This window comes from Flavobacterium myungsuense, from assembly GCF_042677265.1.
GTDB classification, from domain to species: domain Bacteria; phylum Bacteroidota; class Bacteroidia; order Flavobacteriales; family Flavobacteriaceae; genus Flavobacterium; species Flavobacterium myungsuense.
Map to the genome: position 1 here is coordinate 1 of NZ_JBHTIZ010000023.1, position 19,039 is coordinate 19,039.

Annotated in this window: 27 protein-coding genes; 23 read left to right on the forward strand and 4 right to left on the reverse strand. The window is 31.9% G+C overall.

What is annotated here, in order from left to right; translation table 11 throughout:
• Window positions 1-61: 61 nt before the first annotated feature.
• The 20 genes from ACFQ0S_RS08355 to ACFQ0S_RS08450 all read left to right on the forward strand — a co-directional run bounded on the left by ACFQ0S_RS08355 (window position 62) and on the right by ACFQ0S_RS08450 (window position 9,308).
• Window positions 62-823 (forward strand): phosphatase PAP2 family protein, encoded by a 762-nt coding sequence (locus ACFQ0S_RS08355; protein ID WP_379756315.1) that lies wholly within the window; start codon window positions 62-64, stop codon window positions 821-823.
• A 675-nt stretch (window positions 824-1,498) separates the two neighbouring features.
• Window positions 1,499-1,816, forward strand: coding sequence for a hypothetical protein (locus ACFQ0S_RS08360; protein ID WP_379756300.1), 318 nt, complete (start codon window positions 1,499-1,501; stop codon window positions 1,814-1,816).
• A 43-nt stretch (window positions 1,817-1,859) separates the two neighbouring features.
• Window positions 1,860-2,060 (forward strand): hypothetical protein, encoded by a 201-nt coding sequence (locus tag ACFQ0S_RS08365; RefSeq protein ID WP_379819078.1) that lies wholly within the window; start codon window positions 1,860-1,862, stop codon window positions 2,058-2,060.
• An 11-nt stretch (window positions 2,061-2,071) separates the two neighbouring features.
• Window positions 2,072-2,230 (forward strand): hypothetical protein, encoded by a 159-nt coding sequence (locus tag ACFQ0S_RS08370; RefSeq protein WP_379756294.1) that lies wholly within the window; start codon window positions 2,072-2,074, stop codon window positions 2,228-2,230.
• A gap of 191 nt (window positions 2,231-2,421) precedes the next feature.
• Window positions 2,422-3,084 (forward strand): rubrerythrin family protein, encoded by a 663-nt coding sequence (locus tag ACFQ0S_RS08375; protein WP_379756291.1) that lies wholly within the window; start codon window positions 2,422-2,424, stop codon window positions 3,082-3,084.
• An 8-nt stretch (window positions 3,085-3,092) separates the two neighbouring features.
• Window positions 3,093-3,278, forward strand: coding sequence for a hypothetical protein (locus ACFQ0S_RS08380; RefSeq protein WP_379756288.1), 186 nt, complete (start codon window positions 3,093-3,095; stop codon window positions 3,276-3,278).
• Between the two features lie 119 nt (window positions 3,279-3,397).
• The gene (locus ACFQ0S_RS08385) at window positions 3,398-3,577 is read left to right on the forward strand and encodes a hypothetical protein (protein ID WP_379756286.1); all 180 of its coding nucleotides are present in this window, start codon (window positions 3,398-3,400) and stop codon (window positions 3,575-3,577) included.
• 131 nt (window positions 3,578-3,708) lie between these two features.
• Complete coding sequence (locus ACFQ0S_RS08390; RefSeq protein ID WP_379756283.1) at window positions 3,709-4,743, forward strand: sulfite exporter TauE/SafE family protein; 1,035 nt, start codon at window positions 3,709-3,711, stop codon at window positions 4,741-4,743.
• Between the two features lie 76 nt (window positions 4,744-4,819).
• Complete coding sequence (locus tag ACFQ0S_RS08395) at window positions 4,820-5,134, forward strand: hypothetical protein (RefSeq protein ID WP_379819079.1); 315 nt, start codon at window positions 4,820-4,822, stop codon at window positions 5,132-5,134.
• Between the two features lie 78 nt (window positions 5,135-5,212).
• Window positions 5,213-5,437, forward strand: a complete 225-nt coding sequence (locus ACFQ0S_RS08400; RefSeq protein ID WP_379756277.1) for a hypothetical protein — start codon at window positions 5,213-5,215, stop codon at window positions 5,435-5,437.
• 10 nt (window positions 5,438-5,447) lie between these two features.
• Window positions 5,448-5,837, forward strand: coding sequence for a hypothetical protein (locus ACFQ0S_RS08405; protein WP_379756274.1), 390 nt, complete (start codon window positions 5,448-5,450; stop codon window positions 5,835-5,837).
• A complete protein-coding gene (locus ACFQ0S_RS08410; protein ID WP_379756271.1) occupies window positions 5,834-6,238 on the forward strand; it encodes a low affinity iron permease family protein in 405 nt (134 codons plus the stop codon). The genes ACFQ0S_RS08405 and ACFQ0S_RS08410 overlap by 4 nt, the downstream gene beginning before the upstream one ends.
• Before the next feature lie 135 nt (window positions 6,239-6,373).
• A complete protein-coding gene (locus ACFQ0S_RS08415; protein ID WP_379756269.1) occupies window positions 6,374-6,865 on the forward strand; it encodes a hypothetical protein in 492 nt (163 codons plus the stop codon).
• A gap of 116 nt (window positions 6,866-6,981) precedes the next feature.
• Window positions 6,982-7,167, forward strand: coding sequence for a CsbD family protein (locus ACFQ0S_RS08420; RefSeq protein ID WP_379756266.1), 186 nt, complete (start codon window positions 6,982-6,984; stop codon window positions 7,165-7,167).
• On the forward strand, window positions 7,167-7,634 hold the full coding sequence (locus ACFQ0S_RS08425) for a hypothetical protein (protein WP_379756263.1): 468 nt from the start codon (window positions 7,167-7,169) through the stop codon (window positions 7,632-7,634). The genes ACFQ0S_RS08420 and ACFQ0S_RS08425 overlap by 1 nt, the downstream gene beginning before the upstream one ends.
• A gap of 67 nt (window positions 7,635-7,701) precedes the next feature.
• Complete coding sequence (locus tag ACFQ0S_RS08430) at window positions 7,702-8,334, forward strand: porin family protein (RefSeq protein ID WP_379756260.1); 633 nt, start codon at window positions 7,702-7,704, stop codon at window positions 8,332-8,334.
• Between the two features lie 20 nt (window positions 8,335-8,354).
• The gene (locus ACFQ0S_RS08435) at window positions 8,355-8,507 is read left to right on the forward strand and encodes a lmo0937 family membrane protein (RefSeq protein WP_379756257.1); all 153 of its coding nucleotides are present in this window, start codon (window positions 8,355-8,357) and stop codon (window positions 8,505-8,507) included.
• A 28-nt stretch (window positions 8,508-8,535) separates the two neighbouring features.
• Window positions 8,536-8,775, forward strand: coding sequence for a YtxH domain-containing protein (locus ACFQ0S_RS08440; protein ID WP_379756254.1), 240 nt, complete (start codon window positions 8,536-8,538; stop codon window positions 8,773-8,775).
• Between the two features lie 9 nt (window positions 8,776-8,784).
• On the forward strand, window positions 8,785-9,138 hold the full coding sequence (locus tag ACFQ0S_RS08445) for a hypothetical protein (RefSeq protein WP_379756251.1): 354 nt from the start codon (window positions 8,785-8,787) through the stop codon (window positions 9,136-9,138).
• Window positions 9,135-9,308, forward strand: a complete 174-nt coding sequence (locus ACFQ0S_RS08450) for a hypothetical protein (RefSeq protein WP_379756248.1) — start codon at window positions 9,135-9,137, stop codon at window positions 9,306-9,308. The genes ACFQ0S_RS08445 and ACFQ0S_RS08450 overlap by 4 nt, the downstream gene beginning before the upstream one ends.
• Window positions 9,309-9,539: 231 nt before the next feature.
• On the opposite strand, the gene ACFQ0S_RS08455 is transcribed toward ACFQ0S_RS08450, so the two are convergent.
• Window positions 9,540-11,366 (reverse strand): hypothetical protein, encoded by a 1,827-nt coding sequence (locus tag ACFQ0S_RS08455; RefSeq protein WP_379756245.1) that lies wholly within the window; start codon window positions 11,364-11,366, stop codon window positions 9,540-9,542.
• A gap of 122 nt (window positions 11,367-11,488) precedes the next feature.
• Here ACFQ0S_RS08455 and ACFQ0S_RS08460 point away from each other — a divergent pair, with 122 nt between their 5' ends.
• Window positions 11,489-12,067 carry a hypothetical protein gene (locus tag ACFQ0S_RS08460; protein ID WP_379756242.1) on the forward strand — a complete coding sequence of 193 codons (579 nt, stop codon included), beginning with the start codon at window positions 11,489-11,491 and terminating at the stop codon, window positions 12,065-12,067.
• A gap of 406 nt (window positions 12,068-12,473) precedes the next feature.
• Here the strand turns inward: ACFQ0S_RS08460 and ytxJ are convergent, their stop codons facing one another.
• Window positions 12,474-12,863: a bacillithiol system redox-active protein YtxJ gene (gene ytxJ, locus ACFQ0S_RS08465; protein WP_379756239.1), complete on the reverse strand. Its 390-nt coding sequence runs from the start codon at window positions 12,861-12,863 to the stop codon at window positions 12,474-12,476.
• Between the two features lie 151 nt (window positions 12,864-13,014).
• On the opposite strand from ytxJ, the gene clpB reads away from it, so the two are divergent.
• Together clpB and ACFQ0S_RS08475 are read left to right on the forward strand one after the other, a co-directional pair.
• Window positions 13,015-15,621, forward strand: coding sequence for an ATP-dependent chaperone ClpB (clpB, locus tag ACFQ0S_RS08470; RefSeq protein WP_379756236.1), 2,607 nt, complete (start codon window positions 13,015-13,017; stop codon window positions 15,619-15,621).
• 656 nt (window positions 15,622-16,277) lie between these two features.
• Complete coding sequence (locus tag ACFQ0S_RS08475; RefSeq protein WP_379756233.1) at window positions 16,278-16,652, forward strand: YybH family protein; 375 nt, start codon at window positions 16,278-16,280, stop codon at window positions 16,650-16,652.
• Window positions 16,653-16,831: 179 nt separating this feature from the next.
• On the opposite strand, the gene kdsB is transcribed toward ACFQ0S_RS08475, so the two are convergent.
• A complete protein-coding gene (gene kdsB, locus ACFQ0S_RS08480; RefSeq protein ID WP_379756230.1) occupies window positions 16,832-17,557 on the reverse strand; it encodes a 3-deoxy-manno-octulosonate cytidylyltransferase in 726 nt (241 codons plus the stop codon).
• 12 nt (window positions 17,558-17,569) lie between these two features.
• On the reverse strand, window positions 17,570-18,997 hold the full coding sequence (locus tag ACFQ0S_RS08485) for an ATP-dependent DNA helicase (RefSeq protein ID WP_379756227.1): 1,428 nt from the start codon (window positions 18,995-18,997) through the stop codon (window positions 17,570-17,572).
• Window positions 18,998-19,039: the final 42 nt, after the last annotated feature.

Below are 19,039 nucleotides of genomic sequence, written 5' to 3' on the forward strand. Positions count from 1 at the left end.
AGTATATCAATAAATTTATATTTGACAGACCTATAAACAATATTAAAAATCAAATAATTTAATTACACCCAACGGGTTAGTATTATTTCTTTTTATTTTAAGCGGACTAAGCGGACAAATAATCTCTATAAATGACAGCTTAAAAATTGGTTGTCCACAAAACTTAAAATTTAAAACAAAGCAATTAATCATCCCAGCTATTTTATTTACGTACGGTATAGCAGCAATCGAAAGTGATTATTTGAAACTGGTTAATACAGAGCTTCGCAACGAATTAAAAGAGAGTATTGATGAGAAAGTAACCATTGATGATTTTGCACAATATGCACCAGCTGTATCCGTCTATGCCATCAACAATTTAGGAATAAAAGGGAAAAATAATTTGCGAGATAGAACACTAATTTTGGGAACATCTTATTTATTAATGGGAACTTCGGTATACGTATTAAAGAATTTGTCAAAAATTGAACGACCAGATGGAAGTTCAAAAAATTCATTTCCATCGGGTCACACTGCAACCGCATTTGCCGGTGCAGAATTTTTGTGGCAAGAATACAAAGATGTAAATATTTGGTATGGAATTACAGGATATGCGGTAGCAACTGGAACTGGTTTTTTTAGAATTTATAATGGTAGACATTGGCTTTCAGATGTGTTTATGGGAGCAGGAATTGGTATTTTAACAACTAAAATTGCTTACTGGATTGTACCATATCTTGACCATCATATTTTTAAATTAAATAAAAGTGTGAGTTCAACAATGATTGCTCCATTTTATAATGGAAATCAAATGGGAGTTGGTATGATTTTAAATCTAAAATAATCTATAAATATGGCAAATAAAACATCCCAACATATTTTAGGAACCTCAGCAAATTTGTTAGGTTTTTGTCTTTTCATTATTACATCACTTCATTTAACGAACAAATCCGAAAGTACTATAATTGATTAGTTTACAGCAATTTTAGCATTTCTTTTGACTGTTTCTTCCATTTTTTCTTTTATTTCAATTAAAACTCAAAACAACAAAAGAGAATTGTTATTTGAGCGAATTGCAGATTATTTATTTATTCTAACACTATTTGGAATTTTAATAATAATTACACTTGTAATTATCAATTTTTTGGGGAAATAAGAAGCCTATTTATAACTAATCTATTTTGCTATAAATTATTGTATGCGTCAACATAATGTCTTAAAAAGTTGGCAAACTGATTTCTATTGGGTTAAATTATAGTTATAACTTTAACTATTAAATCTCATAATTGCGCATTCATCTTTTTTTTTAAAATTATAAAATACTCCGTATATAATTTATTCCTAATTTTTTCACTATTGCCATAACAATATTTTGCAATTTAATAAGTTGTTCTCCAAATAACCAAATAAATTATTACCAATAAAAGTGTGAATTTTAAAACATTTACTAAAATTCCTATAACGGTACTTACAAGAATTCACCTCAATTTTATAGTATAACTTATAACACTTTAAACAAATGAAAAAAGCAACTCTTTACTTAATGATATTTCTAGTATCAGTAAGTATATTTCCGACTTCTGCTACTGCAACAGAAAAAAATTCGAATTCAATTAGCAATTCACCAAAAGAGATTCCTGCAGAGGTGCAAGTGATGCTAAACCGTTTGAACGAAATTAAAGCAATGGATAAATCAAACATGAATCGTTTGGAAAGAAAAGCGCTCAGAAAAGAAGTTCGCGCAATCAATACCAATTTAAGAAGCACGGGTAATGGCGTTTATCTTTCCGTTGGGGCGTTACTCATTATTATTATACTATTGATCATTTTGTTGTGAGACGATGAATAACTATTTCTTTCTGTGTATTGCATTGATTGTGATGAATGTTTCTGTTGAAGCTCAGATTATTGTAAATGTTTCTCCGCCAAAATGGGGTCCTTTGGTTACAACAGAAGAATACTATTATTTAACTGATATTGATTCGTACTATATATTCGTCAATCACAGTTTATATATCTTAATAAGGGTGTATGGATTCGTTCTAGAACGTTGCCAAATCGTTTCCGAAATTATAATTTAAATTCGGGTCGTGTGGTTGTAATTAAGGATTATCATGGCAATAGTCCGTATGCTCATTTTAAAAATCATAAAGTGAAATATTACAATAATAATAGTCATTGGAAAGATAATGGAGAAGGAAAAGTGCTTCGTGGAAAAGGGAAAAACAACCGAAATAAAAAAGAGAAATAGTAGGAATCAAAATTGCTTAATAGGGCGGTTTTATATGTAATCTCTATATCATAAGCTACAAAAAATGAAAATAGACAGTTTAACAATTCAAATTGAATATGAATTTTGTAAGTTTTAAAATTAATTCTGTAACAACTAAGGATAATGTTAAAATTAACTTTATTCAAAGTTTAACCTAAATAAAAATGAAAATGAAAAATTTACGCATTAGTCAATATGTATACTTAGTATTGATTTGCTGCTTAGTAATCTCCTCATGCAACAATAAAAATGTAGAAGCAAAAACTACAACCAAACAACATATGGATGCAGGAATTAAAACAATTGAAAATATGCAATCAGCCTACAAAGGCGAGAAAACAGCAACAGCAAAATATAAAGCATTTTCAAAGAAAGCCGAAGAAGAAGGCTATCATAACATTGCATTACTGTATAATGCAGTTTCAGCAGCCGAAAACATTCACGCTATAAATCACAAAGCTGTAATTGAAGATGCTGGAGCTACTGTTCCTGTAATAAAACCTGAATACAAAGTTAAATCAACAAAAGAGAATTTATCTGATGATATAAATGGGGAAGCTTATGAAGCTAAAACTATGTATCCTGATTTTTTAAAAACAGCCGAAACAGCCGACAACCAAATTGCATTTTTAAGTCTTACTTATGCTATGAAAACAGAGCAAAAACATAAAGTTTTTTTCGAACAAGCTTTAGGTGACATCAATAGTAATACCTTAAATAGTTTGCCATCTGAATATTTTGTTTGTCCTGCTTGTGGTAATACTTACACTACTGCACCCAGACATTGTGACTTTTCACTAACTGAAAGAGAAAAATTTATCGGTTTTAAATAAAACATATTATGGATCAAACTCACATTCAATTACTCATTGCACACTTTCCAATTTTTGGTTCCATTTTAGGTGGACTTGTGCTTCCCTTCGGAATTTGGACAAAGAGTAATCAAACAAAAATTGCAGCCTATAATCTTTTTATAATTTCTTCCATTGGTGCAGGAATAGCATATTTTACTGGTGAAGGAGCATAGGAAAGTGTTGAGGAATTGCTGGTGTTGTTGAAGCGACTATAAAATAAAATGAAGAGTTTGCACTTTTTGCATTAATATCTTTAATTATTTTAGGAATTGCTTCTATTGTTGGTTTATTTTTGACTATAAAACAATCACCATTAACAAGAACAACAGCATTTGTTACTTTATTTATTTCAATAATTAGTTTCTTATTGGTAGCAAGAACAGGATATTTAGGCAGTCAAATTAGACATACTGAAATTACAAATGGTGCGCCTGTTCCCTCAGAGTATTCAGAGGAGGAAGATGAAGACTAAAGTTGAACTATTTATAGGGTTGGAGTTGGTTAATGCTACGACACAAATAGCATATAAAAATTCAACAAGATGAATTTGAAATAAAATACAAATAATCATATTGCTATTTTTTGTAGGACAGAATTCAGAAAATGACGACAATTTTATTCATCATATTTATAGTAAGTTTCCTAGCATTTTCGCTTAGTGCAATTTGCGGTGGTGGTGCAGGACTCATACTCATTCCTATTCTTGGACAACTGTTGCCAATAAGTCAAGTGCCCGCAGCGTTGTCAATAGGAACATTTTCAAGTTCTGCTTCCAGACTTATCGTTTTTAGAAAAAATATTTGTTGGCATATTGTAAAATATTTTGTACCTGCTGCTTTGCCCGCAGTGTGGTTAGGAGCTTGGTTACTTAAATATGTAAATCCCGTTTATTTAGAAATTGTTATGGGACTCTTTTTAATTAGCAACTTGACCTTTCTTTTTAAAAAATCAAATGAAATAAATGAAACAAAAAAGCCAAAAAACTTTATTTTAAGTCTTGTTGGTTTTTCAGCAGGTTTTTTATCAGGATTAACAGGTGCTGTTGGACTTCTTTTTAATCGGTTCTATTTGAGTTACGGACTAACAAAAGAGGAAATTATAGCGACAAGAGCTGCTAATGAAATCATCCTACATTTAGTAAAAATTATACTCTATTTTTTGTTTGGACTAATCTCGATGAAAGTAGTTTATGTAGGTATAGTCGTTGCTGTATCTGCAATATTTTCTTCATGGGCGATGAAATGGATTTTACCATTTTTAAGCGAATTTTTATTTAAAAAGACAGGATATTTTGCGATGGTAGTTTCAGGATTTTTAATGCTTTCTCAATCAGCCAGAAATTTGTTCACAGCAAATAACGGAACTATTCATACTGATCTTAAAACAAAAGGTTTAGAGAGCAAACTAAAATGGCAAAATGCAAACTACGAACTTGAATTTGCATATGACTCTGGTTTTAAATTTGAACAAGAAATACCAATGTCAGAACTAACTTTCAAGCAACAAAAGTTAGTTGCCAACAAAAAACAAAATGCAAACAAAATTGTGTTAGAAGTAGTTTATACAATTGGTTCAAAATCTTATGAAGCATATTATTTTAATGACAATCAATTAATTGAACAAATTGACTTTAAATAAAACACACACAGCTAAAACTAAGATTCTAAATCTAGGAATGATATAAAGAATTTAATTAGTTGTATAACAATCAACATTGCAATTAGTGCCAACTTTGCTGAGTTATGAAAATTCATTCACAACATTAAATTCTTACAAAATGATTGGAGTAATTGATAAAGAAAAAAAGGTAAAAGATCCGAAAGTTGAAAGTCAAAAAATAATTGACAATCATCAAAAAGCAGCCATGCATCATGAGGCAGCAGCCATGCATCATCATGAAGCCGCTAAACATCAAATGGCAGGCAACAGTACGATGGCTTGTGGTTGCAATTGCAAAGCAAAAGATCAGACTGATTTAGCTGTTAAAGCACAAAAAAAGAATAAGAGAAAGCAAGCTAAAATAGCTTAAGCTGCCTCTTTGGTTAATTTTTAATTCTAGAAAAGCACCAAAAACCATTTTGGTGCTTTTTTAATTACCAAATACATAATGAAAACAGAAAAAGAACTAACTGAAAATATTTCAAAAATAACAATGACCATTCGAGAGGAATTTCCAGAATTGATTAAATTCTTAAATGAAATGCCCGAAACAATTCCCAATGTAGCGCATCCAGCAATTAATACTAAAATTTTGCAGGATTATTTTAATTCATTAAAAAAATTGCTACAGGAATACGCACCCAATCACAGTCATTTTGGTAAAACCCTTTAAAACCAAACCAATGGAAAATCAAAAAAAAATAGTAATTTACTTAGATCATTTCACTGCAAACCTTATCGAATATACTACAACTGCCAAGTTAGTAAAGACCATAAAATCAGATTTTAATCAATTTGAAAAAAAGAAAATTCTACAAAAAGGGGAAAGTCATTTGCATGATAAAGAGCAACACTTACAACTTCAATTTTATAAAGAAATTAGCGATAATAGTGTTGGTTTTTCAATAGTAGTACTATTAGGGCCTACTACCGCTAAAGCAGAATTAAAAACCATACTCTCTCATGACAATCGATTTTCAGATGCCGATATTAGTCTAAAAATTACGGATAAATTAAACCAAAAAGAACAAATCGCTTTCGTAAATAATTTCTTTTATATTGATACCAAATGAATGCAACATTCATAAAAATGGAGATGCTTTTTGAAAAACTAACTTCTATAATCACTAGAATCTTAGGAAACGCTATTTCCTTTATTTTAGCATTAATCATGGTTTTCTTTTGGTGGTCAACCAATTTATTTACTTCTAGGGATTCGCATCAAAACATTGGCGACATTATCTTTGGAATTACTTTCTTGAGTTTGTTTATTATCCAAAAATCATTTAACAGGTATTCTGCTTTACTACATTTAAAAATAAACGAACTGATTGCCTCACACGAACCAGCAAACAATTCGGTAATGAATACTGCTCATAAAACGGAACAAGAAATTCTAGAATTATCTAAAGAATATATTGAAGATATAATAGAAGAAATCAGTAAGAATGATACTGCGGAGAATCAAAAATAAGTAGGAATTATAAAACTATTTCCTTTAAAATTACAACCCATTTCCTCCCATTGATTCGCATCTTTACTTTTCTTACTGTTCAATAAAAATTAGATTAGGAAGTAAGCATAATCGTTAACAATAAACTATAAAAACATGAAAAAAACTATTTTATTATTTGGTATTCTAATCGCATTTGGTTGCAACATACAATCGCAAAATGTTTCTAAAAACGCTCTCGGTTTGAGATTAGGAGACAACGATGGTTTTGGCGGAGAACTCTCTTATCAGCGAAAACTTAGTGGCAACAACCGACTCGAATTGGATTTAGGAATTAGAGACAGCCATTACGTAAATGCACTAAAATTAGCTGCGATCTACCAATGGTACTGGAAAATTGAAGGCGGTTTAAATTGGTACGCAGGCGTTGGAGGCGGTATAGGAAGTTGGAGATATGAAAGAAAAAATGATAATGACAACGGTAGTTTTGGTTTTGTAGCTGGAGATTTAGGAATTGAATATGATTTTGATTTTCCATTACAAATTTCACTAGACCTACGTCCTGAATTCTATTTAAATTCTGATGAATATAGAGATAATAATTATGGTTCCGATATTGGCTTAGGTATTCGGTATCGATTTCAATAACTATAAAAGCTAGGAATATTGAAACACTTTTGTAAAACTATGTAAAAGATTATGACGCAGCACTTCGCAACTTTGTACGGTTATGAAAAAGCATTCTAACATTAAAAGAAAAACATATGAACACAACAACCTTATTGGGTGATTGGGTAGAACAGAAAGGAAAACTCAAAGAAAAATTTGCAAAGCTTACCGAAAATGATTTACTATATATTGATGGTAAAAAAGAAGAAATGATGGGGAAACTCGAAACCAAATTAGGAAAAACCAAAGATGAATTAAATAAAATTCTTGCAGAACTCTAATGATAAAAAAAACAATTTATATCCTTGCTATAACAGTACTTATAGGAGGATTTTCGCTACTCGGATGCAAATCTAATACTAAAGAAAAAGAAGATGCAATCGAAAATGTTCAAGACGCCAACGAAGATTTACAAGAAGTTGAAGCCAATCAAACAGCTGATGAAATTACTAAAGCTAACGACGAAGAATGGCAAACCTTTAAATCGGAATCGAACAAGACAATTATAGCAAACGATAACAGAATTATGGAATTGAAAAAAGCTATGAATAAACCAGGTACCACTTTTGACGCTTCATATACAAAAGGGATTGATGAACTTCAAGAAAAAAACACTAAGCTCAAAAAACGAATCCTGAATTACGAAAACAATCAAACCGATTGGGAATCCTTTAAAAGAGAGTTCAATTCTGATGCAGATGTCGTTAAGGAAGCTTTCAAAGACTTAACTTCAAATAAAAAAAAATAATCAAAAAGGAAGTAAGTCATTCATGGCATCATTGTAAATCATTTCAAATATTCTTAAATGAAAAAAAATGAAAAATTCAAAAAAACATCTTACAATTCTTTTGTTACTTACATTACACTTTTTTACTGCTAGTGCACAAGGAGATATTAAATTAGGAGTTAAAGGAGGCGTAAATTTCGCAAACTTATCTTCGAGTGACACCCAAAAAAATAAAGTATTAACAGGGATTAATTTTGGACTTTTTGCAAGGGTGCCTCTAACCAAATCATTTGCTCTTCAACCTGAAATGTATTTTACTAGTAAAGGTTCACAACAAACGTATGAAAACGCAATTACCTCGGGAACCGCCAAATTTGAGTTGAACTATATAGAAGTACCCATTATGTTAGTTTTTGATCTTACTAATAACTTCAACTTCCAGTTGGGACCTTATGCTTCTTATTTAATCAGTTCAAAAGTAAAAAATGTCTCTGACATCAGTTTCAATTTTGAAGACAATATAGATTCAGGCGATTTTAACAAATTCGACACAGGTATTGCTGTAGGAGTTGGTTATGACACCAAATCAATTGGTTTTGGTATAAGATACAACCTAGGATTGGTAACTGTCGGCAAGGAAAAAACCTATTTAGGTACAAACTATGTATTTCCCGACGGAAAAAATGGTGTCATCAATTTATTCCTTTCTTATTCATTTTAATAAACTTAAAAAAAAACACTATGAGCAATCTTCTTTACACCATCGCAGTCATTTTAATCATTTTTTGGGCCATAGGATTCTTTGCCTACAGTGCCGGAAGTATCATTCACATTCTCTTAGTCATTGCTGTTATTGCAATTATCTTAAGATTAATTCAAGGAAAACGAGTATAAATTAGTAATCATTAAATAAAAGGAAATTATGAATTCAAGTAAAGTATTATTAGGAGTATTAGGTGGCGTTGCTGCTGGTGCCATTGCAGGTATATTGTTTGCTCCTGCAAAAGGTTCCAAAACAAGAAAAAGAATTGTCAATAAAGGAAAAGGATATGCCAACGATGTCAAAGGAAAATTTGACAAGGTTACCAAGGACTTTTCCAATCAATACGAAACAATTTTGCAAGAAGCGAAAGATATGGTTTCTGATCTTCAAGAAAGATAATCAAAAGAAATGGAAAATAACACCGCAACAATAGAAAAGCTGATTGAAAAATCAGAAATTTACGCTAAAACAACACTAGAATTATGCAAATATGAAGCAGTTTACAAATCGGCTGATATATTTTCAAATTTGGCTGTCAAAATAGCCGTTAGTATTGTTGTGGTCTTATTTATTTTACTGGCAAACGTTGGTTTATCACTCTTTATAGGGCAACAGTTAGGCGAAATCTATTACGGCTTTTTTGCGGTTGCATTTGCTTATTTATGTATAGCAATCCTGATATATATGTTTAGAGAGGAATGGGTTAAAACACCTGTTAGTAATTTCATTATCAATATAATGAAAACCGAAAACTTAGGATGAAGACAATAAGCGAGAAAACAAAATTGGCAGCAGAAATTGCTTTTTTAAAAAACAAACAAATAGAAGATTTCTGTATACTCAAAGAGCAATATCATATCACGATTGATAGTTTTAAAACGCTCAATTTAATCAAATCTGCCACCCGTGAATTTATGGCTGACCCCAATTAAAATCGAATTTAATAAAAGGAGCTATAGGCTTTGGAACAAACTATATCAGTAAAAATGTATTATATCAAGATTCCGTAAATCCTATAAAAAGAGTTTTAGGAAGAGTTTTAAAGTTTGCATGGAACAATTATATTGGAAAAAATAGACAAAAATCTAGTGATATAGGTTGAAGCATTTATTTCAATTATCAAAAACCGATTCGTAAGTTTCGGTTTTTTTTGTTCTAAATAGCTATTGGTATTCAACCATATTTGGTTTAGAAATTTCAAAATTTTGCAACCCAAAATCAGAAGTTGAAATCGAATTGGTTTTAAAAACTGAATTTCCATCAGGAATATTTGGATAAATTGAAAACGAAAATTGAAAGGAATTAAAAACCAAATAGTCATTGCTGACAATAACACCAAACCCAATTTGTGAATAGAGTTTACTCCGGCTAAATCCAATGCCTTTTTGACCTAACATGCCTGCGGTATAACTAAAATACGGATTCAATCGAAAACCAAAAGCGCGCCAAGGAGAATAGCCTTGTGTCTGAAAAGTTACGAGTATTTTCTTGGTTCCAAACAACGCTTCACTAGCAAATCCTGTTATTCCTGTTGCACCATTTAAGGTCAATTTATCAGCATTAGAATCCAACCTATTATTGCCAATAAGTAGTTGAGGCTTTATAAATTGACGCAATTTCCAGTTGCCAAGTTCTAGCAAATTTGTAAAATAAATCATTTTCAAGCTAGATGTACTTTGGTTGGTTTTACCTGAATTTACAAAAGTGCCATATTCTAAATTTCCACTCAAATAGCCAAATTCAAAATAACTACCCATGGCTATTCGCCCACCTAAATAAAATTGATACGCCTCATACTTTTTTTGGTAACCCGTAGTGATATTGTAGACAAATCCTGAAGCAATATCTTCAGTAACATTAAAATTAAAAATGTATTTTTCTTGTGTAAATTTTCTAGATGAAATACCCAAACCAACTAAATACAATTTTTCAGTAGAATAAATATTCAAACTATCAGAATTAACATAGGGCAAGTCTGTATACTTTTTATCAAAGTATCGAGCACTAGTTATAAAGTTGGTCCCACGATTGTATTCAGAATTTCCTTTGAAAATTTGGAAAGAATGTCCAGCCCAGTAATCCTGAAAATTGAATTTAGCATTTTGAGTTTCTTTATATTGATTTGCGTTTAAGGATAGAATTGAATTCAAATTTTGTCCCAAAGCTACACCTGCACCCCAACGTGCATAAGGCGAATAAAAGGGGCGTTCTATCTGTATTAATTTGGCGTTATTGCCATCTACATCAATGCTATAGGCCAATCTGCCACTTACAAACGTATTTCTAATACTAGGAATCGAGTAACTGGTTGAGAAACCATTTTGGCGATTAGTGAGGCTTTCGGTGTAGGAACTTGTAAATTCATGACCTGTGCCAAAAAAGTTTCTATCCGTCAAATAAAAATTAGATTTTGAGCTTGATGTAGAAAAATCGGGAACCAAACTCCAGGCATCTAGGACACGAATAGAAACATCAACAGAATCTTGTGCAACCCTTTCAATATGTGAAGTGACACTTGTAATAAATCGTTGGCTTCTAATTAAACGCTCTGACTCTCTAATCAATAACGAATCTAAAACATCATTTTTATGAATCAAAAGTAAATTCCGAATGGCTAAATGCTTAGTTTTAGGATGCAGTGCGTTCCCTGCTTTAGCTAAAAAAGTTCTTGGAGTTTTAGTTGAATCAACATCCGAATATCCAAACGGATCTAGAGCTGTGATTACTATGTTTCGAATTATTTTGCCTTCAAATGGTGCATAATTAGGTCTTTTTATTTTATGGAAACTACTTTTTTTGACTTTTTGTTTGGCAACTGGTTCAAAAATGAGTTTATAAATAAATTGGGTGAACTTTCTTTTTTTAGAATATTTTTCAATTTTGAGATACACTTTTGCAGAATCTTTTTTGGCTGGAACTCCTTGCGCAAACGATAGTTGACAATTGTAAAAGAATAAAAAAATCAATGTCCACTTTAGTTTTAAAATCATTCTATAAAATTAAGATTAAAATCACCCATTAGCTAAATAAGTGGGAATTATACAATTCTAAAAAATAATTGTAAAATCCCATAAGCGTAACTTTGTGATGGAACACTATAAAGCAAATTATTATGAAAAAATGTGAAGAATATAAAATAAACAATTTCACTACACTGCGCAAAACAGTATTTTTAGTGCTACTTGTGTTTTTGTTTTCAATCAAGGTTGTAGCGCAAAATACGAACAGTCAAACAGAAACAAAAACCACGACATCAACTCTAAAAGATTCTAATGGTGAGCATAAAACCGTTAAAAATGAAGTTATAAATAGAACGCAAAAAATAGAATACGGGCAAGAGCAACCCAATTCAATCAACATCCCTACCATAGACTCTCCCGTAAGTGTTACTAGAACAACAACAATTACAAATCCTGACGGAAGTACCAGAACGGTCGATATTGATCGTAGTTCATATTATGTCTCAGATGGTTCTATATACAAACTGGCTCTAGACGCCTCTGGCTATATATTGACTAATGGAAACTTTGAGCCCTCCTTATTAAGAAAAACATCAACAAACAGCTATATCTATAAATCCAATAATCAAATTGCGATTGGTTATTTTGATTTGGAGGGCAATCTAATTATAGAAAACTATGACAATCAATCAGATAAAGTGATTATAAAAAAATACGGTATCGTAAAATAAGATATTGATATTTTTACAAGAAAATTGATTCCAGTTTAGAAATCGATTTTTATGTTTAATTCATGACCATTTTTTAGTAAATTCATTTTTTAGAAAAATAGATAATTATACTCAACGATTGAAATAGACCCTAATTACTAATAAGTCAATTTATACTTCTAATTCTTAAAATATAAGATAATTTCCATAATCGACAATCTATGTATTTTAATCTATGGCGTTTTTCACACAGCCATCAGGGTTGGCTCCGCTCCTATCATTAATAAATAATTAATTCTGTAGCTTTACCCTAAATCAAAGAAATTAGCAAATGTAGGAAATCTATATATCCAAGCCTTTTCTCGCTCTCGAAGTTCAAACGAAATTTCGCAAACTTAATGTTCCTAATCCTACTTTGGTTGATTGATTATTGTAGCACTGACAAATCCCTAGCATCTATATCACTATGGGAAGCATCAAAAACCGATTTCCCATCTTTAATTACCAATATTTGTGGTGATTCATGGTATACATTAAAACGACTAGCAATTTCATTAGAAATAGCTCTATTTTCTAATACATCTAAATAATAAGTAACGACTTTTTCAGATAAGTCAAATTCATTTTCAAACTGTTTCAAAGCCATTCTACTTACACTGCAACGAGTGCTATGCTTAAAAATTAAAACTAGTTTTTCTGTAGAGGTGTTTACAACCTCATTCAGTTGCCCTAAATTATTCAATGTAATCCAATTGACTTTTGAAATTACTGACTCTTTTTTTTCGGAACTACCAAATAGTGAATTAAATATACTCATTTGTCGTATTTTATGTCGTTTTGTCTTTATAAAATAATGAAAATCATTGTTTAAACGTCAAATTGTCCGTAAATTTATAATGGAATGCCGTTTGACGTTTCTACTGCAAAGTTAGTTATTAAACATTATAAATTATATAAAACCTTTAATCATGAACATTAATAAATTTACCATTAAATCGCAGGAAGCTATTCAGCTTTCACAGCAATTGGTTCAGAGTTTGGGTCAACAGCAAATAGAGAATGAACACATTTTCAAAGTAATATTTGAAGTAGATGAGAATGTAGCTCCCTTCATTTTGAAAAAACTAAACGTAAATGTGCCATTGTTTCTTCAAATTTTAGATAGTACGATTCAAAGTTTTCCCAAAGTAACTGGAGGAGACATTCAACTCTCTAGAACAGCCAACACTACTTTAACCGATGCAGAAATCATCGCAAAAAAAATGAATGATGAATACGTTTCGATAGAACATCTAATCTTGGCCATCTTTAATTCTAAAAGTAAATTGGCGCAAATTCTGAAAGATCAAGGAGTTACTGAAAAAGGATTAAAAGTTGCTATTGAAGAACTGAGGAAAGGAGAAAGAGTAACTTCGGCTTCAGCTGAAGAAAATTACAATTCCTTAAATAAATACGCTAAAAATCTAAATGAATTAGCACAAACAGGAAAATTAGACCCTGTTATTGGTCGTGATGAAGAAATTCGTAGAGTATTACAAATCCTAACACGCAGAACCAAAAATAATCCTATGCTTGTGGGAGAGCCAGGAGTTGGTAAAACCGCAATTGCTGAAGGTTTAGCGCATCGAATTGTTGATGGCGATGTTCCTGAAAACCTTAAAGACAAAATCGTGTTCTCATTAGATATGGGAGCATTGATTGCCGGTGCCAAATACAAAGGAGAGTTCGAAGAACGACTGAAATCTGTTGTGAAAGAAGTAACCGCTGCCGAAGGTGATATAGTATTATTCATCGATGAAATCCATACACTTGTTGGTGCAGGTGGGGGCGATGGCGCAATGGATGCTGCAAACATTCTTAAACCAGCTTTGGCTCGTGGTGAATTAAGAGCCATTGGCGCTACAACTTTAGACGAATATCAAAAATATTTCGAAAAAGACAAAGCACTCGAGCGTCGTTTTCAAAAAGTAATGATTGAGGAACCTGATACCGAAAGTGCGATTTCTATCCTTCGTGGCATCAAAGAAAAATACGAAACACATCATAAAGTTCAAATAAAAGATGAAGCTATAATTGCCGCTGTTGAATTATCTCAACGCTATATTACCAATCGTTTTTTGCCAGATAAAGCTATTGACTTAATGGATGAAGCTGCTTCTAAAATTCGTATGGAAATTAATTCTAAACCAGAAGAGCTTGATGTTTTGGATCGAAAAGTGATGCAATTGGAAATTGAAATTGCTGCAATAAAACGAGAAAAAGACGAAAGCAAACTCAAAGCTTTAGGAATGGATTTGGCGAACTTAAAAGACGATCGAAATAAAATCTTTACTAAATGGAAATCAGAGAAAGATGTTATCGATAATATTCAAGCTGTAAAAACCGAAATTGAAGATTTTAAATCCGAAGCCGAACGTGCCGAGCGCAATGGCGATTATGGAAAAGTAGCTGAAATTCGTTACGGAAAAATTAAGGAAGTCCAAGAACGATTAGAGGGACTTCAAAAACAATTGGCAGAAGATCAATCAGGAGGAAATTCTTTAATTAAAGAAGAAGTAACCCGTGAAGATATTGCCGAAGTTGTTGCAAAATGGACAGGAATTCCCGTGATGAAAATGCTACAAGGCGAAAGAGAAAAGCTATTGAGACTCGAAGACGAACTGCACAAAAGAGTCGTGGGTCAGGAAGAAGCCATCGAAGCAGTAAGTGATGCCGTGCGACGCAGCCGAGCTGGATTGCAGGATATGAAAAAACCAGTTGGAACCTTCCTTTTTCTTGGAACAACAGGAGTCGGAAAAACCGAATTAGCAAAAGCACTTGCTGAATATTTATTTGACGATGAAAACGCCATGACCCGAATAGACATGAGCGAATACCAAGAACGTCATACTGTGAGTCGATTGGTGGGTGCTCCTCCTGGTTATGTAGGTTATGACGAAGGCGGGCAATTGACCGAAGCAGTTCGCAGAAAACCGTATTCTGTAATTCTGTTAGACGAGATTGAGAAAGCCCATCCTGATACCTTCAATATACTTTTGCAAGTTTTAGACGAAGGGCGTCTGACGGACAACAAAGGAAGATTAGCCGATTTTAAAAACACGATTATCATCATGACTTCCAATATGGGAAGCCAAATTATTCAAGAAAAATTCGAAAATCTCAAGGGAAATATTGAAGCTGCAACTGAGCTCGCTAAAATTGAAGTACTCGGATTATTGAAACAAACAGTGCGTCCCGAGTTCCTCAATCGAATAGACGAAATCGTCATGTTTACACCTTTGACTAATGCTAATATTACTCAAATTGTAAATTTACAATTGAAAAGCGTTAAAAAAATGCTAGCCATACAAGGCATTACTTTAGACGCAACTTCAGAAGCAATTGCTTGTATATCTGAGAAAGGATATGACCCACAATTTGGAGCCAGACCAGTAAAACGAGTAATACAAAGAGAGGTTCTTAATGCATTATCTAAAGAAATTTTATCAGGTAAAATTTCTAGTGAAAGTATTGTTTTGATAGATGCGTTCAATAATCAATTGGTTTTTAGAAATCAAAGTGAATTAGTTCATTAAATCATTTTTATTAATGGTTTGTTTAAGTTGAAAAAGAGCACTAGCTGAACAGTTGCTGCCCTTTTTATTCAAAAAATAATCAAAATATTTGTCCCTACAAATTTATAACTAATTCTTCCTGCTGAATAGCTTTTTATGAAATAGAAAAAATTATTTTGACGATTCATCATTTCCCTCCCGCTATATTTTAATATGCATTAATTTTTAAAAAAGAGCTAAAAATAGTATCTTAATGTTAGTTACAGAAAGCAATTAAGTTCTAATTATAAAGATATTTCATTTTATTTAACTCTTCAAAAATAACTTCAATAATTACAAACTTCTATTACTATTTTTTTTTCATGGAAGACAACTTAATAATGGATTGCAAATTAAATCCTGCAAACCATATAATTTTGAAAGTATGAAAGCTATATTTACAAAAAAAAGCTTACCTTATTGGTTTTCAATATTTTATTATTACATTTATATTCCTAAAATCATTTTTGATGATGAAATAAAACCTATTTAATCCACCAATATATGAAAAAAAGTTTTTAAACCGTTTAGTTATCTTAACGATTTCAACTTTAGTTGTAAGCTGTAAACCAAAAACAGAAGAAGTAAAAGTTGACAAAGAGCAAATAAAAATTGAGATTCAAGCCATCGAAAATAAAATGGCCGAATTATTTAATGATAGTAACTTAAACAGCGAAGAATATTATGCCGAAAATGCGATTAGTTTTTCTCAAAACAAACCTCCAATTGAAGGAAGATTAGCTATTCGAAAATCAATTAAAGAAGATTTAGCCAATTTTCCAAATGGATATAAAATTGCCTTTGTAGTTAATGAAGTACACCCTTCAAATGACGGAATTCAAGTGGTAGAAATTGGTCACTACAGGGTTTCTGATTTTGTAAGTACACCTTTGTATACAGGGAATTTTATTGCAGTTTTTGAAAAAAGAGAGGGAAAATATGTTTGTATAAGAGATATGTCTGCCTCTGACCGTCCAAGATTAGAAAGCAAAGTAAAAGATAAAAAAGAATAATTCTAACCTTTTTTTATTTTTAAAAGCACTTTATTTAAAAGGTGCTTTTTTTGTGTATTAATTTTCGCAAAATCTATCATAAATAAATACAGAAAAAAATCACAAAACGATTCTTACTAAATACTAAACCATCAAAACTATTAATCTATTTAACAGTAAAAAGGGTATTCTTCAAAAAATTAAAATAACTTTCTAGCGCGTTCTAAGTCTTCAAAAGTGTCTATGCCAATTCCTACATGAGTAGTTTCGACTAATTTAATACGTTTGCCATATTCTAAATAGCGTAATTGTTCTAATTTTTCTGAAGCTTCTAATGATTTCATAGGTAAGCTATAAAAATCCAATAAAGCTTGTTTACGGAAAGCATAAATCCCAATGTGTTGAAAATACCGAACTCCAACATTCTTTTCTCTGGGAAACGGAATTACAGAACGTGAAAAATACAAAGCAAAACCATTTTGGTCAACAACTACTTTTACGTTATTCGGATTACTGATTTCGGTTTCGTCTTTAATTTCTCGCATTAAAGAAGCTAAATCGACTTGTTTTGCTACATCATTTCTAAAAACCTCAATTACTTTTGCTAAAGGTTCTGCATCAATAAAAGGCTCGTCTCCTTGCACATTGATAACTATATCCACATCCAAATGTTCCACAGCTTCAGCAATACGATCACTTCCCGATTCATGTTCTTTAATGCTCATAATGGCCTTTCCCCCATTTGAACTGATTTCATTATAAATTAAATCGGAATCCGTAACAACAAAAACATCATCGAATAACTTTGTTTTTATTGCGGCTTCGTAGGTTCGTAGAATGACTGTTTTCCCGCCCAAATCCTGCATTAATTTAGCTGGAAATCGTGTGGATGCATATCGTGCGGGGATTACTGCTATTATTTTCATTTTGAGTATTAATTATTTCTCTACAAAATTCTCATCCTTAAATCCTATCAAATACAATTTATCTTTGGCTCTGGTGATTGCCGTATACAACCAGCGAATATAATCTCTGTTGATTCCGTCAGGCAAATACGGCTGCTCTATAAAAACCGTATTCCACTGTCCACCTTGCGATTTATGACAAGTAATGGCGTAGGAAAACTTAACCTGCAAACCATTGAAATATTCGTTTTCTTTTACTTTCTGAAACTTCTTGTATTTGGTACTTTCGTTTTCGTAATCCTTCATCACTTCTTCGTACAATCGATTCGATTCCTCGAACGTCAACGAGGGTGATTCGCTGGTAATCGTATCTAATAACAGAACTGTTTCAAAAGGTTTTTGGTTGGAATAATCTACCATTCGGATTTTTACATTGGCAAACTTAAATCCGTACAACTCTTTGAAATTGAAAATTTCTAAAACCTCAACAATATCACCATTGGCAATAAAACCCGCTTCATCTGAATCTTTAAGCCAAAAGTAATTATTTTTTACGACCATCAAATAATCGCCCGTAGAAAGTTCGCTTTCCTTATCTAAAATTTTGGTCCGAATTTGCTGATTGTATTGATTCGCTCTTTTATTAGATCGCACAATAAAAGCCGTATCTTCTATGCTATACTTATTGTACGCCGAATTAATCGCATCCTGAATATCATACCCATCGGTTAAGCGAACAATGTCTTTAAATCCTTTTAAATCAAACTGAAAGGCATCTACAAAATGTTCTTTTAATAGTTCCCGCAATTCCGTGGCGTTGAATAAAATTCCTGAATTTTCTTCCTGACGCATGACTTCATCCAATTCGATGTGTTTGACTTCTTTGTCATAATTCATTCCAAGAGTATCAATATTTAAGGCTGGGGAAATGTCTAAATTGACTGGTGGCAATTGAGCGGTATCGCCCAGTAAAATAATCTTGCAATTGGTTCCCGAATAAATATAGGAAATCAAATCATCAAGCAAAGAACCATTTTCATATAATTTGCTTTCAGAATTAGTGTCCGAAATCATAGAAGCTTCATCAACAATAAAAAAGGTGTTTTTATGCTTGTTTTGTTGAAGTGTAAAACTCACCCCACCACCCGAATTTTTCTTGGGAAAATATATTTTTTTGTGAATCGTAAAAGCGGGTTTGTGCGAATAATTAGCAATTACTTTGGCTGCGCGACCCGTTGGTGCCAACAGCACATATTTCTTATTAATTTCGGCTAAATTATTGACAATGGTAGAAATTACGGTTGTTTTTCCTGTTCCTGCATAGCCTTTCAGCACGAAAATCACGTTATTATCTGTATTGGTAATGAATTCTGCTATTTGTTGAAAGAAAATATCCTGTTTGTACGTAGGCTGAAAAGGAAAATTTCTGGTTAATATACTATAAAAATGGCTGGAACTCATTTGGGATTTAATTTACCGCAAAGTACAAAAAAATAGCAATGT